The sequence below is a fragment of the Radicibacter daui genome (genome assembly GCA_030657355.1).
Classification (GTDB): Bacteria; Pseudomonadota; Alphaproteobacteria; order Radicibacterales; family Radicibacteraceae; genus Radicibacter; species Radicibacter daui.
This window is the reverse complement of the sequence record CP131056.1, coordinates 3,467,199-3,488,585: the sequence shown is the minus strand read 5'-3', so window position 1 is coordinate 3,488,585 and position 21,387 is coordinate 3,467,199. Positions and strand designations below refer to the sequence as shown.

The following is a 21,387-nucleotide window of genomic DNA, read 5'->3' as shown; positions in this document are numbered from 1 at the left end:
GGTTGTGTTGTCTATGCTGGCCTAGGTGTTATTTTGGTGCGCAGTACCGCATTCATCTGGACTATTGTTTTGCCCGGGGGCTGCCGCTGAGAGCGGTTCTCTTGGCATTTGTAGAAAAGACCCCCTGGAACATTCTCACCCCGCGCGCCAGCCCATGCGACACAGCATGACGGCTTCCGCCCAGGAGCGGCAATTGAGCCGTTTGAAGGCCCGGCTTTTGGTTGCCTGCACGGTGCGCAGCGAGATGCCGAGGCCGGTTCCCAGCTGATGGTCGTCGGCCTCCGGTTCCAGGATCTGGCGGATCATCAATCGTTGCTCCGCCTCCGACAGGCGGCCGAGATTGGTCGCGAAGGTAAAGCTGGGCGGGCCCAGATCTTCTTCCTGCACTCTTAAAAGACGCGCAAAGGCCCGCTTTTCTATGGCGGCGCGCCGGGCATCATCCACCGGTTCGGCAAAGGCCATATAGAGGCCGATGCGGGAGCGGGCACGGCTGATGACGAAGGTAAGCCCGTCCCTCATGCCGTAGGATTCAAAATAGCGCCGCGCTTCCAGCGGCGATCCGCTGCCGGCCAGCGCCCCCCAGGCTTCCTGCCAGGCGTAACTGGTCCAGCCGATGCGCATGGCGTTGGCGACAGCACAGACACGGTCCATGTCCTGCTGGCCAAGGGAGTACCCTTCCCAGAAACCGGCCGGAAAGCCATCCCAGACGCTGGTGCTGCGTGCCCGATAGGCCTGAAGGGCGATGGCAAAGGCCCCGACACCTTCAGCCCATCGGGTAAGAGCGGCAATTACGCGGCGGCTGTTTGGGATGTTGCCGCCGGGAAGGTACTCAGCCATGACGCCTCGCACTGCTCAAGACTGGCGAGATCGCCGAACAGCTGATCGGCTTCCTGCAGATGGGGCAGGGGCAGGCGATAGCGGCGATAGAGCACGCCGTCCCCCTCGATGGCGAAGCCGTCGGGTGAGGCGCCGCGCCGGGTCCAGAACTGGTCAAGGTCCGGATGTACCTCACCATAGATTGCCTGATGCCCCTTGAGGGCCGCGTAGCGGATCGCCTCGTCGGTAAGCGCCCGCAGGACGCGGATGCCGCGCCGGGCATCCGGCGTGATGCAGAGTTGCTCAAGATAACATCCCCAACCGAAGGGCCTGAGGCGGCAGGTGCCGACAACCATGTCTCCCTGGCGGGCCAGCAGATGCGCGCACAGCAGATCGTTTCCATCATTCTTGGCGGCGCGCCCCTTTTCTATCACGAAGACCTGTCGCCGCAGCTCCAGCGCTGCCATCAGGTCGGTGACGGTTGTTACCAATGATACGGTCAGTAAGGTCTGCATGGATTTTCTCCCGCAAGATTTGAGTCCACGGGGAGAGATTGTCTGGGAAAAGTTGCATACTCGCGAGTGATGGATTTCCGTAATGAATCAACTGCTTACGGAAAGAATGAACTTTTTGTGTATAGTAAAATTACTACATTCCCTTTTTGAGTGATGTTGAACCACACTTGTTATACGAAAAATGGCAACGAACCGGGCGCGGATAATGCCAGAAAACGATATAGCAACACCAATCCTTGCCGGATTGATGGCGAAAACGGCGAATGAAACCCACAAGCCGGAGCTGTCGGCCACCCAGGGCCACATGCTCGTCCAGCGTATCCGGGCACGAGTCCAGCGTTTGCGTCACATCGCCATGGATGATCTTGCCGATGGCGGCCAGGTAAACCGGACGCAAAAATTGATGCTTGAGCTGGATGGTTGCACCGAGCTGCTGCAGGCGCTCGACCGCTTCCTCGACAAAAGCGACGATCCGCGCCGCTGACCGTCGGTGCCAGTCCGCGCTCTTGCGGCCCCGCGGCATTAACAGCGTTGACGCCGCTCGCCGGGCGCGACATCATCCGGTCCATGGAAAACGCACGCCTTGTCCCGAACTATTATTTTACGTGGCATCTCGCCTTTCGGTGAGCGGCTTACGTGGTGTTTTCCTGACAAGAAACTCCCACCGGTGCCGCCAGGAAGCGGCGGCGGGACAAAGGTGGGGTTCACTTTCCCGAAACTGACTTCATGGCGGCACTCCTGACAAACGCGGCAATCGCCCGCGAAAAGGAGGCCCGAAGGCCATGACACAGACAAAGATCTACGCGCTTGCTCCCGTGCTGGCGCGCCATCGCACCGCTCTCTCCGATGCCGTGCATGCCGCCCTGGTGGGTGTGCTGGAAGAAGAAGCCGGCCCGCGCCTGCAGCGCTTCCTGCCGCTGGATGATGAAAGCTTCATCTTCCCCGCCGACCGCAGCGAAAACTACCTGATTGTTGAAGTGCAGCTCATGACCGGCCATCCCGCCGCGCTCCGCAAGCGCCTGACGCGCGCTCTGAGCGATGCGGTGGAAGCGGCGACCGGTATTGGCGCCGCCGATATCGAGATCGTGCTGATCGAGGCACCGTCAGCAAACTGGATGCGCCGGGGCCAGCATGGAGACGAGCTGGCGCTTGCCTTCGATGTGGTGTGAGTGGAGTTCGCGGCGGTCAGCCAGGCGGTGGCGAAGGAGGGCTCAGGCAGCGCCGGCCCTCTCGGCCTCAGCTTCAGCCTCCACCATGCCGGTGTCGGCTTCCGTCAGTGGAAACCGCACCAGAACGCGGGTTCCGGCATGGCTTTCATCCCGCTCCAGCTCGGCCTCCAGCTTGGAGGCCATCGCTGCGATGATCTTCTGGCCAAGGCCGGCGGACATGCCCTTCGGGGCTTGCTGCGCGGTGCCGGAAGAGCCGATGCCGTCATCCTCCACGATCAGCAGGGCTTCGGCCCTGTCGCCGCGGCGATAAAGCCGCACGCGGATGGGGCCGCCTTGACCGCCGGGGTAGGCGTACTTCATCGCGTTGATAAGAAGCTCGGTCACGATGACGCCGATGGCCACCGCGCTGTCGGGCGAGGTTGAGACCGGCTCGGCCATCAGCTCGATCTTGTGGCTGGTCTGGTCACCGGAAAGGGTAACGCTGACATCCTCCACCAGCGAGCCGAGATAGCTGCGCAGGCAGATGCTCTGTACGTCCCCGCCACCATAGAGCCGGCGATGGACGTGGGCGATGGCGCTGAGGCGCTTGATGACCGAGCGCAGCGCTTCGCGCAGCACGTCGTCCTGGGAGGCGTGGGCCTGCATGCTGAGCAGGGAGACCACCAGTTGCAGGCTGTTGCCGACACGGTGGTTCATCTCGCTCATCAGCAGCGCACGCTCGTTGGCAAGCGCCTCGAACCGGTCGCGCTGGGCACGCAGCTCGGCCTCCGCCCGCTCCTTGGCGCGGCGCATCTCCTGGCCGTTCAGTGCGGCGCCGACGGCGGCACGTAGCAGCGGCAGGAACTCGCCATCCACTTCCTTGATCACGTAATCTACCGCGCCGGCCTTGAGCGCGGACACCGCCACGCGCCCTTCAGACGTGCCGGTTACATAGATGACCGGTGGCGGGTCCGGCAGCTTGCGGATTTCCGCCAGAGTCTCCAGCCCGTCCAGCTCCGGCATGTAATGGTCGAGGGCGATGACATCGATGCCGCGGCGGGCAAGGCGTTCCAGCCCCGCCCGGCCGTTGCCGACCGTCTCGACCTCATAACCGGCGCGGCCAAGGTCGCGCTGGACCAGCCGGGCAAGGCCGGGATCGTCATCGATGTAAAGGACCCGCGGGCGCACGCTGTCCAATTGCCTTAGGCCTCCGGAACCTGGATCACGGAGAAGAACAGGCCAAGCTGCCGGATGGCATTGGCGAAATTTTCGTAATTCACCGGCTTGGTGATGTAGACGTTGCAGCCGAGATCGTAACACCGCTTGATCTCCAGCTTGTCGTCGGTCGTGGTCAGCACCACCACCGGCGTGCCCTTGAGATGCGGGTTCTCCTTCACCTTCTGCAGGATCTCGACGCCGGTCATGTCCGGCAGGTTGAGATCGAGCAGGATCAGCAGAGCGCGGCCTTCGCTGACCGTGCCGCTGCCATCGGCGCCGAAGAGGAAGTCCATGGCGCTGGTGCCGTTGGTGAAGGCAAGGATCTCGTTGTTCACGCCCGCCCGGCGGATGTTCTTTTCAATGAGGTGGGCGTGGCCTTCGTCATCCTCGATCATGATGATCGTGACGGTTTGCTGGTTCACTTGATTGGCTCCATGGGTCAGGCCCCTTTCCACGAAAGGGGCAGGGTAACGGTAAAGGTGCTGCCTTTGCCTAGTTCGCTGTCGACGCTGATGCGCCCGCCGAGGCCGCGCACCAGCGTACGCACATGGGCAAGGCCGATGCCTTCGCCGGGGCGGTCCTGCACGCCGGAGCGGCGGAAGAGCTCGAAGATGCGCTCGCGGTCCTTCGCGGCAATGCCGCGGCCGTTGTCGGCCACTTCGATGATGGCATAGCCGGAGCGCTGGGTGGAGCGGATGGAAACTTCGCCCGGCACGCCGGCGCGCATGTATTTGAGCGCGTTGTCGACGAGATTGGAGAAGATCTGTTCGATGGCCAGCCGGTCGCTGGTGAGCTTGGGCAGGGCCCCGGCAATCACGGTGGCGCCGGCTTCCTCGATCTGGTGGGTGGCCGCGGAGAGGATGGTGCGCAGCGTCTCGTCCAGATCGATCGGCTCGGGCCGGAACTCGCGGCGACCGGCGCGCGACAGCTTGAGGATGGCGTTGATGAGACGGTCCATCTTGGCGATGGCGGATTTGATGAAGCCGAGCGAGTCATCGAAATCGCGGGCCAGGCTGGTGCCGCGCGGATCAAGCTCTCCGGTTTCTCCCGCGGCAACCATGGCGGTCTCGCCCTGGGGCTGGCCGCGGGTTTCCTGCGCCCAGGCCAGAAGATCGCCCTTCAGTGCCTCCAGCTCGCTGGTAAAGCCCATGATATTGACGAGCGGCGAGCGCAGATCGTGGCTGACGATGTAGGCGAAGCGCTGGATTTCCTCGTTGGCCTCCTGCAGCTCCGCCGTGCGCTCCTTCACCCTCTCCTCAAGGCCCGCATTCATCGCGGCGAGGGCATCATGCGCCATCGCCAGCGCCCGGTAATTGCGCCGCGTTTCATAGAAAGAAAGTCCGGCGAGCGCGCAGATCAGCAGCGAGCCGGAAAGGCCGATGAAGAGCAGCAGATAACCGGTCTGCTGGGCCTTGAGCGACAGCGCCTCGAAACGCTGCTGCTCGATGTCGCGTATGTTGTTGGTAATCTGGGTGAACTGGTCGGCGAGCTTGAGGCCGGCATCGGTGTTCACGACGGCGAGCGCCTCGGCATGGCGGCCAGCCTGCTGCAGTTCCACCGTCTTGCGCATCTCGTCAACCTTGGCGGCGACGATGGGAACCAGTGTCTCAAACGCGGCCTTGTGTTCGGGCAGGTCGCCGAGTTTGGCCTTCAGCTCGTCGGTGCGCCGGGGCAGGGCGGTCAACAGCCGGTCGAAGAAGGCGAGATACTGGTCGTCCTCGGTCAGCAGGAAACCGCGCTGCGTGCTTTCGGCGCGGCGGAAGATGACCTTCAGCTCATTGATATCGTTCTCGATATCGAGTGTACGCGCGACTTCTTCGGCCTGGCGGCGGTTCTCCTGCACCAGCCACACCGTCACGAGGCTGGAGACCACAAGGGTAACGAAACCGACCGTCAGCAGAATAAGCTGTCGCGGCAGTCGGAAAGCCTTGAACACGGACGTCTTTTCCTCGGGTTCAACAAAGGGAGGGCGCTGCCGGACGGTGGCAGGACAGAACTTGACCCACAGGAACAACCGGGAATGTGATTTGGTTCCAAAAAATTTGCCGGGATGGCGATTTTTTCAGCCGAGCTTGGCTGTCGCCGCTTCGCTTTCGGCAAGGGCACTGGCGAATTCGGCAATCAGCGCCTCGGCCAGTTCGCTGCCGCCCACCTCGTCATGCAGGGCGGAGGCGATTTCACTGAGGCGGGTGAGGCCGATATTGGCCATGGCACCGCGCATGTCATGGGCGATCTCGCGCAGGGAGGTGCCGTCGCCGGTGGCGAAGGCTTCCCGCATGCCTTCCAGCCCCTGGGTTGCCGTTTCCAGATAACGGCCGAGCACGGCGCGCGCCTCGTCAGCGCCGGCGGCGCGGGTCAGCCGGGCAAGGCGCGAGGGGTCGATGACGGGAACGGCGGTGAAATCGGCCTTTTCCGGACCTTCGTTATCGTCGGGGCTGTTGTTGAGGCCGAGATCGATCATGAGCTGGGTCAGGTCCTCTGGCTCGAAAGGTTTGGGCAGGAGTGCGTCGAAGCCGGCTTCGCGGGCGCGCTGGCGGGTGGTGTCCATCCCGTCGGCACTGAGCGCCAGAATGATAACATCGCGGTGCGGCCCGGCGGAATTGCGGATTGTGCGGGCAACGGTAAAGCCGTCCATCTCCGGCATGTGCAGGTCAAGCAGCACGGCATCGCAATGATGGTCCGCCAGCCAGGCCAGCGCTTCCGGCCCGTTCTGGCAGCTTTTGACCCTATGGCCGTCGGCCGCCAGCAACAGGCGCACCAGATCGAGATTGACCGGATTGTCGTCGACCAGCAGCAGGCTGAGCGGGCGCAGTGTGGGAAGAGCGCCGTCCGTTTTCCCGCGCGCGCGGCTCGAAAGGCCCGCCAGCGGCAAGGTCAGGCTGACGGTAAAGCGGCTGCCGGCTCCGGGTTTGCTGGCCACGATGATGCTGCCGCCCATGGCATCGACAAGGCGCTTGGTGATGGAAAGGCCGAGACCGGTACCGCCGAAGCGCCGGCTGGTGGAGGCGTCAGCCTGGGTGAAGGGCTGGAAGAGGCGTGCCAGCAACGCGTCGTCCATGCCAATCCCGGTATCGCTGACCGTCAGTGTCAGCGCGACGGCCTGTTTGCCTGCCGTCTCCGCGGTCAGCGATACCGCCACTTCGCCGCCGGCGGAAAATTTGATGGCGTTGCCGACGAGGTTGAAGGCGATTTGCTGCAGGCGGGCAGGATCGCCCAGCACGCGCCGGCCCGGCCCTTTGGGGAGCTCGCAGGAAAGGGTAACCTTGCGCTCGGCCGCCTGCGGTTCGAGCAGGCCGGCGACCGCGTCGATCACCGCGCTGATATCGACCGGCACCGCCTCCAGCCGGAGCGCCCCGGCCTCGATGCGCGAGATGTCCAGGAGGTCTCCCAGCACGCTGAGCAGCGTGTGGGCGGAGCCGCGGATGATGTCGATGAACCGCTGCTGGTCGGGCGTGAGGCTGGTGCCAGCGAGAAGGCGCACGGTTGCCAGCACCCCCGTCATCGGGGTGCGCAGCTCGTGGCTGATGGCGGCCAGAAATTCCGACTTGGCGCGGTTGGCGGCCTCTGCCGCATCGCGTGCTGCTTCCAGTTCGCGCGCTGTTTCGCGCTCATCCGTCACATCGCGGCTGAAACAGGCAAAGCGCTGGATCGAGCCGTCCGGTTCGATCACCGGGGTGATGGTGATGACGAAGTCGCGGCCGGCGATGCGTTCTTCAAAACGCAGCATGCGCCGGGTGCGTGTCGCCTCATGCAGCCGGTCGAGCCGGGTGGGCGGCGCGCTGGTGGGCCAGAGCGCATCGAGCGTGTGGCGCGAGAGCGTATCCGGGGTAATGCCGGTGGTGGCATAGGCCCGGCGGTTGAGCGCGATCAGCCGGCCTTCGGCGTCCACCATGCCGACGAGCTCGTCCGTCGCGTCCATGATGGTGCTGAAGACGGCCTGGGTGCGCAGCAGCTCGGCGGTGCGCTCCTCCACCATGCGGGCAAGGGTGGCCTCGGTCTGGCGCCGGCGCTGGAAGATGAGATCTTCCAGCAGGGCGGCGCGCAGAATGTAGGCGCAGGCGCCGAGCGCCGGCTCGAAGGGGGCGCTGTTGTCGCTGACGCGCTGGCGGAACAGGCTCACCGGCCGGCGTGGGTCGCGCTCCTCCGGCCGGTCCGGATCATGTGCCCAGATGAGGGTGCGCTCGCTCGCCCGCCGCAGCAGGGCCAGCCAGTCCTCGCCATTGTCGGAGAGGGCGAGCACGACGCCGCCGGTAAGCGGGCTGCCATCGGCCAGCTGGAGCGGCGCGCTGCCCAGCAGGCCGGGGGGCAGGGCGGCGGTAATGTGCACCCCGTTGGTGGCGGTTGCCGGCGGGTGGATGGCGGCGGTCGCCGCAGGCAGGCAGGCGCTCTCCGGCGACAGCGCGCCGGCGCTGACCGGATGGCCATCGATCCGGCCGACCAGCGCATCCGCCTCAAAAAGGCCCAGCAGACCTTTCTCGTTGGCCCGGACGGCATCTGCCACCGACTGGCCGTCATGGACTTCGGCACGCAGCCGGTCGGTCAGCGTGCGCACCCGCTCGCGTTTTTCATTTTCGCCGCGTTGGAGAATCTGTCCGATACGGCCGGCGAGCAGCTGTGAGAGCAGGCAGCAGGCAGCCTGCAGGTAAGCCGGCAGGGCACGGGGGCGGCTGTCATGGCAGACGGCAACGCCCCACAGACCCTCCGCCACCCGGAGCGGCAGCCATAGGGCAGCGCGCACTTCCAGTGCCTTCAGGAAGGTGGCGTGCCGTTCGGAGATGGGGCGCAGCAGGCTGAAGGAAAGGTCGACCGCTTCCGTAAGTGGCGCGCCGTCAGGGCCCAGCAGCGGCGAGGGCGGGGCTTCCACATCGGCGATGGAGCGGATGAAGGTGGCGCCATAGAGCCGGCGGGTACTCTCGGGGATATCGCTTGCCGGGATGTGCAGCCCCTCGAAGCGGCGATTGACCCCGGCGGAGGTGGCCTCGGCAGCGACATAACCGTGCCACTCGCGCTCGAAGCGGTAGAGCACCGTGCGCTCGAAGCCGCTCAGCGCCTGCATGGCCTCGGCGCCGGCCTGCAGCAACTCGTCGATGCGGCTGATGCGGGCAAAGGTGGAGGCGGCATGCTGCAGGGCGCGCTGCAGTCCGGCGGCATCGCGTTCTTCCTCGGCCCGGGCGGGCAGCAGCTCCACCAGCAGCCGGCCGTCATGATTGAGGCAGATCGCTTCCAGCTCGCGCCCGTCAAGGGCGCTGCGGATGGGAAAGGGGTCGATCAGGTAGGGCAGGCCGGCGGGGGTGAGGGCAGCGGGGGCAAGGCGGCCCGCCGGGCTCTGGCGCTCGGCAATCAGCTCGCCCAGGAGCCGGAGGCCAAATCCGCCCGCCCCCGCCATGCCCAGCAGGGGCAGGGCGTTTTCGCTGGCTGCGGTCAGCCGGCGGGTTGCCGGATCGGCCACCAGAAGCGCGCCCCGGCTTTGCACGCGCGGCAGCCGGGCCGGCGTGGCGGAGCGGGCGCGCTCGCTGATCTCGGGCGCGGTCAGCGGGCAGCTGGCATTTTGCGGCACGGGGCGAATGACGGGGTTTCCTCGGGGCTCCTGCCGGCTCTTGGGTGGCCGGCCTTTCCCGGCATTGTTTGCCTATCTCCCGGCAAAACAAAACCCCCGCGTCGCGTGACAAGGCGGGGGGCCTCAGGGCGGCTTCCCGTGAGGGGCCGGATTTTATGCTGCCATAACGGCTGGCCGGCGCGCAAAAAGGGCGCGCCGTCACCCGCCGGAGCGATCAGACGGTGATATCGATCAGCCGGCCGCGACCGGAGGCGGAAGAGGGCGGGGGCGCGGAATTGGCGCTCTCGTTCTCCGACGACTCGTCGTCACGGCTCACATTGGCCTGCGCGCTGTTCGGGGCATCCACCCCTTGCACACGCGGAGCCTGCTGAAAGGCCTGAATGGCGGCGCTGGCGCCTGCGACATCCATGGTACGGTTCCTTTTGCCTATCCTGCTGACAGCCAAGCAGTTTTTATGCCAACTGGCTGTCGCCCGCTTCGGCCAACGGCAGAAAACGGGCTCGTCATAATACCGGCTTCATCCGGCCAAGGCGAGTCATAGCTTCAAGGGGAGAGGGCGGCGCCGGTCCCCACTGTGAGGAGCGCCACGCGAAAGGGCGCGGCAGGGCGCCCCGTCTGGCCAGCGGCGGCGGGGCGGCGTTAGAGTGGCGCCTTGCCAAAAACAGGGCCGCGCCCCGAAACCAGCCGGAGCCACCATGATCGACCTTTATTACTGGACGACGCCGAACGGCCACAAGATCACGATGTTCCTGGAGGAGGCCGGTCTTGAGTACCGGATCATCCCGATCAATATCGGCAAGGGTGACCAGTTCCAGCCCGATTTCCTGAAGATCGCGCCGAACAACCGCATTCCGGCCATCGTGGACCAGAAGCCCGCCGATGGCGGTGCACCCATCCCGATGTTTGAATCCGGCGCCATCCTGCAGTACCTCGCAGAAAAGACCGGCAAGTTCCTCTCCGCCGATTTGCGCAAGCGCTGGGAGACCCTGCAGTGGCTCTTCTGGCAGATGGGCGGCCTTGGTCCGATGGCCGGGCAGAACCATCACTTCTCCGGTTATGCGCCGGAGAAGATCCCTTACGCCATCGACCGCTATGTGAATGAGACGGCGCGGCTTTACCGCGTGCTCAACACCCAGCTGGAAGGCCGCGACTTCATCGCCGGTGACTATTCCATCGCCGACATGGCGAGCTACCCGTGGGTGGTGCCCTATGAGCGCCAGGGCCAGAAGCTGGAAGATTTCCCCAACCTCAAGCGCTGGTTCGAGGCGATTGCCGCGCGGCCGGCGACAAAGCGCGCCTATGAGCTGGCAGCGACGATCAATACGCCCAAGCCGATGACGGACGAGGAAAAGAAAGTTCTCTTCAACCAGCGATAAGGCTGGAGAATGCTGAGGGGGCCGCCGGAGTGTTTCGCGCGGCCCCCGCTCTTTTCGGGCATGGTTGTTCAAGGCCGGTTTCCCTTGGCGGGCGACACTGGGCCGTCCTTTGTCATCCGGATGACATGCGCATGAGGGAAATTAATGCGCCCTGAAATCTGTTCATGATGGCTGGCGAGCCATGGGTGCTTGCACTACATGAAGCTTAACCCCAATCCGGCCCAAGAAAATCGGGTCAAAGCCCCGCTCTCTCGCGAAGCCCTTCGCGTCGGGTGGGCCAAAAGGGAGCCCTCGAAAGACGATGAGCACTGTTGGCCACGACACGCTGAAGACCCGCCGCACGCTGAAGGTGGGCGGCGCGGAATATGATTACTTCTCCCTGAAGGCCGCCGAGGCCGCTATCGGCGATACCTCCCGCCTGCCTTACAGTCTCAAGGTTCTCCTTGAGAACATGCTGCGCTACGAGGATGGCCGCTCCGTTACCACCGGCGATGCGAAGGCCGTCGTCGACTGGCTCGGCACCAAGGGCAAGAGCGAGCACGAGATCGCCTACCGCCCGGCGCGTGTGCTGATGCAGGATTTCACCGGTGTGCCCGGCGTGGTCGACCTTGCCGCCATGCGCGAGGCCGTTGTCCGCATGGGCGGCGATGGCCAGAAGATCAACCCGCTCTCGGAAGTCGATCTCGTCATCGACCACTCGGTGATGGTGGATTTTTTCGGCACCGGCGATGCGTTCCAGAAGAACGTTGCCGTGGAGTTCGAGCGCAACCGCGAGCGTTATGAGTTCCTGCGCTGGGGTCAGACCGCGTTCAACAACTTCCGCGTGGTGCCGCCCGGCACCGGCATCTGCCATCAGGTGAACCTCGAATACCTCGCCCAGGTCGTCTGGCTGCGCAAGGATGGCGAGCGCATGGTGGCCTTCCCGGACACGCTGGTCGGCACTGACAGCCATACCACCATGGTCAACGGTCTGGCCGTGCTGGGCTGGGGCGTGGGCGGTATCGAGGCCGAGGCCGCGATGCTGGGCCAGCCGGTCTCGATGCTCATCCCCGAAGTCATCGGCTTCAAGCTGAGCGGCAAGCTGCCGGAAGGCGCGACCGCCACCGACCTGGTGCTCACCGTCACCAACATGCTGCGCAAGAAGGGCGTGGTGAACAAGTTCGTCGAATTCTATGGCGACGGCCTTGACCATCTCTCCCTCGCCGACCGTGCCACCATCGGCAACATGGCGCCGGAATATGGCGCGACCTGCGGCTTCTTCCCCATCGACGCCGAGACCATCAAGTATCTGCGTTTCTCCGGCCGTGACGAAGCCCGCGCCCAGCTGGTGGAAGCCTATGCCAAGGAGCAGGGCATGTGGCGCCAGCCGGGCCACGAGCCGGTCTTTACCGACACGCTTGAGCTCGACATGTCGAGCGTCGAGCCGTCGCTCGCCGGTCCGAAGCGCCCGCAGGACCGCGTGGCGCTCAAGACCGCCGCGCCGGAATTCGTCAAGGCGATGACCGAGCAGTTCGGTGTTGCCGCGAGCGATACTTCAAAATCGGTCAAGGTTGAGGGTGCGAACTACAGCCTGACCCAGGGTGATGTGGTGATCGCGGCGATCACCTCCTGCACCAACACTTCCAACCCGTCGGTCATGCTGGCCGCCGGTCTCGTTGCCCGCAAGGCGCGGGCGCTCGGCCTTACCTCCAAGCCGTGGGTCAAGACCTCGCTGGCTCCGGGCAGCCAGGTGGTGACGGATTATCTTGCCGCCGCCGGCGTGCAGGAGGATCTGGATGCCATCGGCTTCAACCTCGTGGGCTATGGCTGCACCACCTGCATCGGCAATTCCGGCCCGCTGGCCGAGCCGATTGCCAGGGCCATCGACGACAACCAGCTGGTTGCCTGCGCCGTGCTGTCGGGCAATCGCAACTTCGAAGGCCGCGTCAGCCCGCAGACCCGCGCCAACTATCTGGCTTCTCCGCCGCTGGTCGTGGCCTACGCCATTGCCGGCAGCATGAAGATCGACATCACGAAGGACCCGATCGGCAAGAGCAAGGACGGCAAGGACGTCTATCTCTCCGATATCTGGCCGACATCTGTCGAAATTCAGGACACGCTGATGAAGTCGCTGACGCCGGAGATGTTCCGCAAGCGTTATGCCGATGTCTTCAAGGGCGACAAGGAATGGCAGGGGATCAAGGTCACCGAGAGCGACGTCTATGACTGGGACCCGACCTCGACCTATGTCGCCAACCCGCCCTATTTCGACGACATGGGTGCCGAGCCCAAGCCGATCACCAACATCACCGGTGCCCGGCCGCTCGCCATCCTCGGCGACAGCGTGACGACCGACCACATCTCCCCGGCCGGTTCGATCAAGAAGTCGGCTCCGGCCGGCGAATATCTGTCGAGCTATCAAATCCCCGCCCAGGACTTCAATTCCTACGGCTCGCGCCGTGGCAACCATGAAGTCATGATGCGCGGTACCTTCGCCAACATCCGCATCCGCAACGAGATGATCCCGGGTGTGGAAGGCGGTTTGACCAAGCACATCCCGACCGGCAAGCAGATGTCGATCTACGACGCCGCCATGGCCTACCAGGCCGAGGGCACGCCGCTCGTCATCTTCGCCGGCAAGGAATATGGCACTGGCTCCAGTCGCGACTGGGCGGCCAAGGGCACCAACCTGCTGGGCGTCAAGGCGGTCATCGTCGAGAGCTTCGAGCGTATCCACCGCTCAAACCTCGTCGGCATGGGCGTGCTGCCGCTGCAGTTCAAGGACGGCATGACCCGCAAGTCGCTGGGCCTTGATGGCACGGAAGTGATCGACATCACCGGCGTGGACGAGATCAAGCCGCGCCAGGATGCGACCATGACCATCCACCGCGCCGATGGCAGCACCGAGGAAGTGAAGCTTCTGGTGCGCATCGATACGCTGGATGAGGTCGAGTACTACAAGAATGGCGGCATCCTGCACTTCGTGCTGCGCAACCTGATGAAGGCTGCGTGATCGCCTGAGGCTGCCATTTGAAAAAAGAAAACCCGCCGGTGAGAACCGGCGGGTTTTTTGTTGCCACAGAAGCCTGCCGCCTCAGCTTGCCGATCGCAGGTTGCTGAGGAAGTGCCCGACCTCTCCGCTCATGGTCTCGGCATTCTGCTTGAGGCTGCCGGTCGCGTTGACGATCCGGCCGGACGCATCGACCGAGGCGTTCGACGATTTCGAGATATGCTCTATGCTCGTGGTGACATCCTCGGTCCCGCGCGCCACTTCCTGAACATTGCGGGCGATTTCGTGGGTGGCGGCACCTTGCTGTTCGACTGCCGAGGAAATGCCAAGCGAGATGCTGCGTACGGACTGGATCACTTCCAGAATGCCGGCGATGGCCTCCACGGCCTTGCGCGTCTCCTCCTGCACCGTGGCGATCTGGCCGGAGATCTCCTCCGTTGCCCGGGCCGTCTGGCTGGCGAGGTTCTTGACCTCCCCGGCGACGACCGCAAAGCCCTTGCCGGCTTCACCCGCCCGCGCCGCTTCGATGGTGGCGTTGAGCGCCAGGAGATTGGTCTGGCTGGCAATGTCGTTGATGAGGCTGACCACGGCGTTGATCTGCTCGGCAGCGCGGGCGAGGCCCTGGATGGTGCGGTTGGTATCCTCAGCCTTGTCGGCGGCCTCCGATGAGGCCCGGGAGGCTTCCGCAACCTGGCGGGAGATCTCCGAGATGGAGGCCGCAAGCTGCTCTGAAGCCGAGGCAACCGTCTGCACGCTGGAGGAGGAGCGCTGGGCCGCGGCGGCAACGGTAGCAGCCTGCTTCGCCGCTTCGCTGGCGCCATTGCTGATACCAAGCGCGGCGGAATAGACGGACGCTATTTCAGACCCGATGCCCTTGATGACGGAGCCGGCGGAAGCCTCGAAATTGTCGGCAAGGTGCATGCGCGCGGCAAGGCGCTCTTCCTCGGCCCGGCGCTCCAGCTCCTCCTGCTCGCGTTCCATTGCCTGCACGCGCAGGGCGTTGGCCTTGAAGATCTCGACCATTCTGGCCATCAGGCCCAGCTCGTCGCTGCGGTCCGTTGCGGGAACCTCAACGGCAAGTTCCTGTTTGCCGAGTTTTTCCATGCAGCCGGTCAGGGATTTGAGCGGGCCGGTGATCGAGCGGGCGATCAGGAAGCTGATGAGAATGCTGATGAGGCTCGCCGTTATCGAGATCAGCAGTTGCCGCTGCGTGATGCGGTTGCCGGTAAGATCGAACAGTTCGTCCGACTTCTGTGCTTCGGCGTATTTGTCGCTGTAGAGCGCCAGATACGCTTCCCGGATTTTTTGTTTTTCGCCGTCGATCTTGTCGTCTATCGCCTTGATTTCCGGGGTCAGGGCGCCGTCGTTCTGCTTTTCGACCGCCGGCAGCATTTCCTGCTCGAAGGTGGCGATCAGCGCCTCTATCGCGTCAGCACCTTGCCGGGCCGCAGCCTTGCCCTTGTCGTTGAGTGGCATGGCCGAAATGTTGCGCGCCGTTTCTTCAAGGATCTGTTTTATCTCTTTCCAGTCCGCACGGGTCTGGGTGAGGTCGCGATTTATCTCGGAGTCGGCGATGACGTCATAGGCGCGAAAGCCAATGGCTGAGGCATCCTGCGCTTTTGAGGCCTGAAGATACTGGTCAACGCCGCTGTCCTGTGCCTGACGCAGCAGGTCAATGGAGCTCGCCCCGTAATAGGAGACGGCAAAGGTAGCGAGAGATCCAAAGAGGATCGGCAACATGATCTTGATGGAGACGTTAAGTTTCATGGCTGCACCTTCTGAAAGGTGGATCGAGAAACAAATTTAGGCGCCGAATATTATTTCCGGTCTTGAGATTTGCTTTGTAGACCGGGAAAGGCTTGATGAATATGGAAAATTTTAGAAATCCCGAGTAAGGGCACACTTATTGGCTGTGACTGAGCGGCCGGTCTGGCCGTTTGCAGCCGGAGCGGCGCGGTGAAAGCCGGGCGTCAGGATGCCGGCCCAATCGTACAGGGCCGGAGTGTGCAAGGGGCCGTTCTGCACCAGCGGCATTGCAGGAATGTTGCAACCGATCACACATGGACGCAGCAAGCGCGTCGTGTGTGTTATAGTATTCATAACATTGCTAATATTCCCGGGCCCGGCGGCGATCGCCGGGAAAGGGCAGGAGCCGGCGTTTGCCGTTAGAGAATTACTTCAGGGACTCGCAGGTTGCGCGTTCCGTCCTGAGGGCGGTCGCGGACGGTGTGATCATTGTCGACAATGACCGGGTCATCCGTTTCTGCAATCACAGCGTTGAGCGGCTGCTGGGGTACAGCGAGAGCGAGTTGCTGGGCCAGAGCGCGGCCATGCTCTACGCCAACCCGGAAGAATTCGTCCTGCAAGGCAAGCTGCGCTTCAATGCCGAACTGCGCGATGTGCTGCCGCCCTATATCTCGATCTACCGGCACAAGAGCGGGGGGGCCATTCCGATGGAAGTGGCGGCCGGCCCCATCCTGCTGGCAGACGGCACGCGGGACGGCTTTGTCGTCACCCTGCGCGATATCAGCGAGAAGCTGGCCGCTGAAAGCGCGCTGCGCCGGGTGAACCAGCGGTTCGAGGATGCGATCAACGCGCTCGATGTCGGCTTTGCCTATTATGACGAGGACGACCGGCTGCAGCTCTATAACCAGCGATTTGCCGATATCTTCTATGGCGGCTGGGGCATTAAGCCCGGCGCCTCCTTTGCCGAGCTGGTGAAGAACGGGCTTTCCCTCAGCACCTACGACCTTGGACCCGCCGACGAGGCGCAATGGCTGCAGCAGCGGGTCGACAGGCACCGCAACCCGGCTGGCCCCATCGAGCTGTCGCTGCGTGACGGCCAGCATGTGCTGCTGTCGGAAACGCGCACCCGCGATAGCGGCGTGGTCAGCGTCTATACCGAGATTACCAGCCTCAAGGCGGTGCAGCGCCTTGCGGAAATACAGGCCTCGCGCCTCCAGGCCCTTATCGACAGCATGCCGGCGATGATCGCCGAACTTGCGCCCGACGCCACCATTCTGCTCGTCAATCAGGTTGCCGAAACCTGGTATGCGCTGAAGCGCGAGCAGATGGTGGGCCGCTCCGCCGACATCGTCGCCGCCGACATTTTCCATGGCCCTGTCCGGCAGGGCTTTGTCGATGCGCTGGCAACGGGCAAGGCGCAGCTGGTAGCGATCCAGCACCAGCATCCCGATGCCAGCCTGCGCGACGTGGAAGTCAGCTTTGTGCCGCGCCGGTCGGAGGATGGCGGCATCGGCTCCGTCATCGTGCTTTCGCAGAACGTGACCCCGCGCCGCCAGCTGGAGCGCACGCTCTCGCAGCTCTACCAGATCGCCTCCTCCTACCGGCATTCGCATGACGACAAGATCGGACGGCTGATGGCGCTGGGGGCGGAACATTTCGGCCTGCCGGCGGCCACCATCGGGCGGATCGAGGGCGAGCGTTATATGATCATGGCCGCCCACGGGATCGACCGGCCTGACGTGGTGGGCCGGGAGGTGGCTCTGGAGCAGAGTTTCTGCTTCCACGCCCTGCTGCCGGGCGGCGAACCGGTGGCGGTGCATGATGTCGCCGGCAGTGCGCTGGCGGGCTGCGACCCCTTCGACCGCTACGGTGTCGGCGCCTATCTTGCCTGCATGGTGAGCGTGGATGGCGAGCCTTACGGGCCGCTGCAATTCTTTGCCTCGGCGGCGCGGCAGGACCCGTTCTCGGCGACCGAACTTGAGGTGCTGAGGCTTTTTGCCGACTGGATCGGCAATGAACTGGCGCGTGAGCGCGACCTGCGCATGCTGCGGGCCGCGCGCGAGGAACTGGCACTGCTGGCCTCCACCGACGATCTGACCGGCGTTGCCAACCGGCGCGAGTTCATGAAGCGGCTGGCGGCCGAGGTGGGCCGTTATGAGCGCTATGGCAGCCGCATGGCCGTGCTGGTGCTGGATATCGACCATTTCAAGCAGATCAACGATGCCCTCGGCCACCGGGCGGGTGACGAGGTGCTGAAGGATGTGGCGCGCGCAACCGCCGGCCAGCTGCGCACCGGCGACCTGCTGGGCCGCATCGGCGGCGAGGAATTTGCCGTCATGCTGGTGGAGGCCGATATCGGCGGTGCACTGCGGGTGGCCGAGCGTATCCGGAGCGCCGTCGCCGCCCTGCCGCCGATTGTCCTGGCAGCAGACCTGCCACCGCGGCAGATCACCGTCAGCATTGGCGTTGCTGCCGCGCGCGAGCGCAGCGAAGGGCCGGATCTGCTGCTTGCCCGCGCCGACAGTTCGCTCTACGAGGCCAAGCATGCCGGGCGCAACCGGGTAGCCGGCGGAGTGTGAGCGTCAGGCCCTAGCCGGTGCGGGACAGCACGAGGTGCTCTATCGCGGCAAACAGCTGGTACAGCGCGATTGCCACCAGCACCGACAAAAGCGCGACGGACCAGATCATCCCGTAGTCCAGCATGCCGCGGGACCGGTTGAGCAGATTGCCGAGCCCGTAGCCGGTGGCGAGCCACTCCGCAATCATGACGCCGAGAAGCGCCCGGGGCGCCCCGAGCCGGGCGGCGGTCAGCAGATGCGGCAGGCTGGCGGGCAGGTCGATCAGCAGCAAGGTTTTGAAGCGGCCGGCGCCATAAACGGCCACCACCTCGCGGGCTGACGCCGGTACGGCGGCGAGGCCCTGCGTCAGCACGACGAAGGCGGGAAAGAAGCTGACGGAGATGGTGATGGCGAGCGTTGCCGCCAGCGTACGCCCCAGCAGCAGCACGATAAGCGGCGTCAGCGCCACCAGCGGCATGGTCTGGGTCACCAGCGCGGCCGGCAAGATCATGGCGCCGAGGGCGGGCTTCAGCCGGCAAATGAGGGCAAGGACGAGCGCAAAGGCGAGGCCGCAGAAAAGCCCCAGAATGGCCAGCGGCACCGTCTCGCCGAAAGCCGGCAGCAACCGCTGCCAGTTCTGCGCTGCCCGGGGGCCAGTGATGAGATAGCGCATCACATCCTGCGGCCCGTAGGCGATGATGGGGGAGAGGTTGAGCCAGGCGATGATCAGCCACCAGGCGGCAAGGCCGACAATCCAGGCCGCTGCGATCCAGAACAGCCGGCCGGCCAGGCTGTTGCTGCCGGGAGTGCCGATCAGATCGGGCGCGCTGTTGCTGGCGAGCGTCACCGCGGCGGTGTCGACATTGAGCCGGCGGCCAAGGAGGGCAAAAAGCGCGTAGGCGCCGCCTGCCATCAAGGTGGCCGAAAGCCCGATGCCCCAGAGGCGGGCAGGGTTTGCCTGGCCGAGCGAGCCCAGAAGATAGGCGCCGAGGCCCCAGCGCGAGCCGCTGCCGAACTCGGCGAGGATGGCGCCCAGCACCGCGCCGGGTGCCGCAACCTGCAAGCCTGCCATCATGCCGGGCAGGGCGGAGGGCAGGCGCACCTTGAGCAGGAGTTTCAACGCCCCGCCACCATAGGTGTGCACGACATCGCTGAGCCGCGGATCGATGGTGCGCAGGCCGAGGAGCGTGGAAACCATGGTGGGAAAAAAGACGGTAATGGCAGCCAGCGCAATGCGCGGCGCCTCTCCCTTCAGCGCGATGACCAGAATTGGCACCAGCGCGATGGGCGGGATGGCAAAAAGCGTGATGGTGATGCCGCGGGCAAGCCGCTCCAGCCGCGGGGCGACGGCAAAGGCCGCCGCCGCCAGGATCGCGGCCAGATTGCCGAGGAGAAAGCCGAGTGTTGCCGTGCGCGCGGTGACGGCCAGATGGGGCGGATAATCGGCGCGGTCGTGCCAGAACTGGGTGAGGATCTCGCCCGGTGACGGCAAGGCCCCCTGGGCCACCAGATCGTAGCGGCCGGCAATTTCCCACAGCATCAGCAGCAGGAGCGGCCAGAACCACTCCCGGCCGGCAAGGGCCCGGTGGGTCGAGGCTCGCCAGCTCATCGGCCGGTTCCCTGCTCAAGGGCGCGGGAGATCTGGCCCTGCAGGGTCTGGAAATAGACGGAGTAGATCATCTCCGGTGTACGCGGGCGCGGCAGGTCGATGGGGATGCGCGCGACGATGCGCCCGGGATTGGCGCCGAGCACAACGACCTCGTCGGCGAGGAAAACCGCTTCGTCGATGCCGTGGGTTACCAGCAGCGTCGTCGGCCGGTCCGCCATCCAGATGCGCTGGAGTTCCAGATTCATTGCCCGGCGCAAAATCTGGTCAAGCGCGCCGAAGGGCTCATCCAGCAGCAGCATGTCGGGCCGGGTGACGAGGGCGCGGGCGATGGCCACACGCTGGCGCATGCCGCCCGAAAGCTGGCGGGGGCGGGCCTTTTCGTATCCCGAAAGCCCCACCAGCCGGACAAGCTCCTGCACATGGGCATCCTGCCCGCGCTGGCGCTTGCCCAGCACCTCCAGCGGCAGGGCGACATTGTCCACCACGCTGCGCCAGGGCAGGAGGGCGGCGTCCTGAAAGGCGATGCCCAGCCTGCCGCTGGTGCGCATCTGGTCCGGTGACAGCCCGCCGATGCCGATCTGCCCGCCGCTTGGCCGCTCAAGACCGGCCACCAGCCGCAGCAAGGTGGACTTGCCGCAGCCGGAAGGGCCGATGAGCGCGGTGAAGGAGCCCGGGGCGCAGGACAGCGAGACAGCGTCCAGCACAAGGCGCTCCCCCGCTGCCGCGGGGAAGCTCTTGCTGAGCCCGGTCAGCTCCAGCCCGGCAGCGCCGGGCCGGGTGGTACCGGGATCGGGGGCGCCGAGCGGGCCGGGGCCGGTCGCGTTCACACTTCCTCCAGCACGCTGGTGTCGAACATGTCGCGGGTTGCCTTGATGCCGATCTGTCCCAGGGCCTCGATGTTCGCGGCGATGCCCGCCTCGTCCATGGTGAAGAAGCCCTTGGGATGCTCCATCAGCGCCTGCTGCGCCTTGTTGAAGTAAAGTTCGTTCTCGGTGGTGCGGCCATTGCCCTTGAACCAGCTGTCAGCAAATTTCGGCGGATAGACGGCCGGGTCCTTGTAGTTTTCCGCCCAGCCCTTGCGGCTGGCGCGCAGCCATTTGACCAGCGAAGCGCGGTCGTTCTTCAGCGTCTCTTCCGTCACCACGACGGTGTCATTGTAGATGGTCACGCCGAAATCATAGAGCAGGAAGGAGGTCGCTTTCTTGCCGGCCTGCTCGATGGTGTAGGGCACGTTGGTGGTGAAATCGACCGAGGCGTCGATCTCGCCCTTGATCAGCGGGGTCGGATCATACTCATAGGGCACGATGCGCACCCTGGAGGCATCGATGCCATTGAGGCGCAGCAGCGCTTCCACCGACACGGCGTTGACCGGCGGCACGGCAAGGGTCTTGCCGATCAGGTCCTTCGGCTCATGGATCGGGTTGCTGGCAAGGCTGACCACGCCGAGCGGGTTCTTCTGGTACTGGGTTGCGATGATCTTGAACGGGGCGCCCTGCTGGGCGATGGCCACGATGGTAGTGTCGGGGGACGTGAGCGCCAGCGGCGTGCCGGAGAGCAGCGTGCTTTCCGGGATCACATCCGGCCCGCCGGACTGGTAGGTGAGGTCCAGCCCCTCGGCGGCATAGAAGCCCTTGTCGATGGCAGTGAAATAGCCGGTGAACTCGGCATCGTTCACCCAGGACGACTGCATGGTGAAAGGTGTGCCGGCAAAGGCGCGGCGCCCGGTAAAGGCCCCGCCAAGGCCGATGGCGCCGGCCGCGGCGGCGGATTTGAGCAGGGTGCGGCGGGTAAGGGCGTGCTGCATCTGGTAACTCCTTTTCGGGCGGGGCCGTGGGGCGGGCGGGGGCAAGGAAGG

The 21,387-nt window shown here is 64.8% G+C and carries 16 protein-coding genes; 5 read left to right on the top strand and 11 right to left on the bottom strand.

Features of this window, described 5'->3' with window-relative positions:
- Window positions 1-135 precede the first annotated feature (135 nt).
- Window positions 136-837, bottom strand: a complete 702-nt coding sequence (locus QTL98_RS16300) for a helix-turn-helix transcriptional regulator (RefSeq protein WP_445679524.1) — start codon at window positions 835-837, stop codon at window positions 136-138.
- Window positions 789-1,331 carry a GNAT family N-acetyltransferase gene (locus tag QTL98_RS16295; protein ID WP_445679523.1) on the bottom strand — a complete coding sequence of 181 codons (543 nt, stop codon included), beginning with the start codon at window positions 1,329-1,331 and terminating at the stop codon, window positions 789-791. Before QTL98_RS16295 ends, QTL98_RS16300 begins: the two co-directional genes overlap by 49 nt.
- A 247-nt stretch (window positions 1,332-1,578) precedes the next feature.
- On the opposite strand from QTL98_RS16295, the gene QTL98_RS16290 reads away from it, so the two are divergent.
- Window positions 1,579-1,815 carry a hypothetical protein gene (locus tag QTL98_RS16290; RefSeq protein ID WP_445679522.1) on the top strand — a complete coding sequence of 79 codons (237 nt, stop codon included), beginning with the start codon at window positions 1,579-1,581 and terminating at the stop codon, window positions 1,813-1,815.
- Between the two features lie 298 nt (window positions 1,816-2,113).
- The gene (locus QTL98_RS16285) at window positions 2,114-2,500 is read left to right on the top strand and encodes a tautomerase family protein (RefSeq protein ID WP_445679521.1); all 387 of its coding nucleotides are present in this window, start codon (window positions 2,114-2,116) and stop codon (window positions 2,498-2,500) included.
- A gap of 42 nt (window positions 2,501-2,542) precedes the next feature.
- Here QTL98_RS16285 and QTL98_RS16280 read toward each other — a convergent pair whose 3' ends face one another.
- From QTL98_RS16280 to QTL98_RS16260, 5 genes are all read right to left on the bottom strand, one after another.
- Complete coding sequence (locus tag QTL98_RS16280) at window positions 2,543-3,667, bottom strand: sensor histidine kinase (protein WP_445679520.1); 1,125 nt, start codon at window positions 3,665-3,667, stop codon at window positions 2,543-2,545.
- Between the two features lie 14 nt (window positions 3,668-3,681).
- Window positions 3,682-4,092, bottom strand: a complete 411-nt coding sequence (locus QTL98_RS16275; protein ID WP_445682171.1) for a response regulator — start codon at window positions 4,090-4,092, stop codon at window positions 3,682-3,684.
- Between the two features lie 44 nt (window positions 4,093-4,136).
- A complete protein-coding gene (locus QTL98_RS16270) occupies window positions 4,137-5,633 on the bottom strand; it encodes a sensor histidine kinase (RefSeq protein WP_445679519.1) in 1,497 nt (498 codons plus the stop codon).
- Window positions 5,634-5,759: 126 nt separating this feature from the next.
- A complete protein-coding gene (locus QTL98_RS16265; protein ID WP_445679518.1) occupies window positions 5,760-9,254 on the bottom strand; it encodes an ATP-binding protein in 3,495 nt (1,164 codons plus the stop codon).
- 214 nt (window positions 9,255-9,468) lie between these two features.
- The gene (locus QTL98_RS16260) at window positions 9,469-9,663 is read right to left on the bottom strand and encodes a hypothetical protein (protein WP_445679517.1); all 195 of its coding nucleotides are present in this window, start codon (window positions 9,661-9,663) and stop codon (window positions 9,469-9,471) included.
- A 286-nt stretch (window positions 9,664-9,949) separates the two neighbouring features.
- On the opposite strand from QTL98_RS16260, the gene QTL98_RS16255 reads away from it, so the two are divergent.
- Both QTL98_RS16255 and acnA read left to right on the top strand, forming a co-directional pair.
- On the top strand, window positions 9,950-10,630 hold the full coding sequence (locus QTL98_RS16255) for a glutathione binding-like protein (RefSeq protein WP_445679516.1): 681 nt from the start codon (window positions 9,950-9,952) through the stop codon (window positions 10,628-10,630).
- 301 nt (window positions 10,631-10,931) lie between these two features.
- Entirely contained in the window at window positions 10,932-13,622 is a 2,691-nt protein-coding gene (gene acnA / locus QTL98_RS16250; protein ID WP_445679515.1) for an aconitate hydratase AcnA, read from the top strand.
- Between the two features lie 81 nt (window positions 13,623-13,703).
- Here acnA and QTL98_RS16245 read toward each other — a convergent pair whose 3' ends face one another.
- Entirely contained in the window at window positions 13,704-15,386 is a 1,683-nt protein-coding gene (locus QTL98_RS16245) for a methyl-accepting chemotaxis protein (RefSeq protein ID WP_445679514.1), read from the bottom strand.
- Window positions 15,387-15,847: 461 nt separating this feature from the next.
- Between QTL98_RS16245 and QTL98_RS16240 the strand changes: the two genes are divergently transcribed.
- Complete coding sequence (locus QTL98_RS16240; protein WP_445679513.1) at window positions 15,848-17,944, top strand: sensor domain-containing diguanylate cyclase; 2,097 nt, start codon at window positions 15,848-15,850, stop codon at window positions 17,942-17,944.
- A 10-nt stretch (window positions 17,945-17,954) separates the two neighbouring features.
- Here the strand turns inward: QTL98_RS16240 and QTL98_RS16235 are convergent, their stop codons facing one another.
- Genes QTL98_RS16235 through QTL98_RS16225 form a run of 3 tightly spaced genes read right to left on the bottom strand, consistent with a single transcriptional unit; the run spans window position 17,955 to window position 21,336 of the window.
- Window positions 17,955-19,532, bottom strand: coding sequence for an ABC transporter permease (locus tag QTL98_RS16235; protein WP_445679512.1), 1,578 nt, complete (start codon window positions 19,530-19,532; stop codon window positions 17,955-17,957).
- Entirely contained in the window at window positions 19,529-20,359 is an 831-nt protein-coding gene (locus tag QTL98_RS16230; protein ID WP_445679511.1) for an ABC transporter ATP-binding protein, read from the bottom strand. Before QTL98_RS16230 ends, QTL98_RS16235 begins: the two co-directional genes overlap by 4 nt.
- On the bottom strand, window positions 20,356-21,336 hold the full coding sequence (locus QTL98_RS16225; protein ID WP_445679510.1) for an ABC transporter substrate-binding protein: 981 nt from the start codon (window positions 21,334-21,336) through the stop codon (window positions 20,356-20,358). Before QTL98_RS16225 ends, QTL98_RS16230 begins: the two co-directional genes overlap by 4 nt.
- Between the last annotated feature and the right edge of the window lie 51 nt (window positions 21,337-21,387).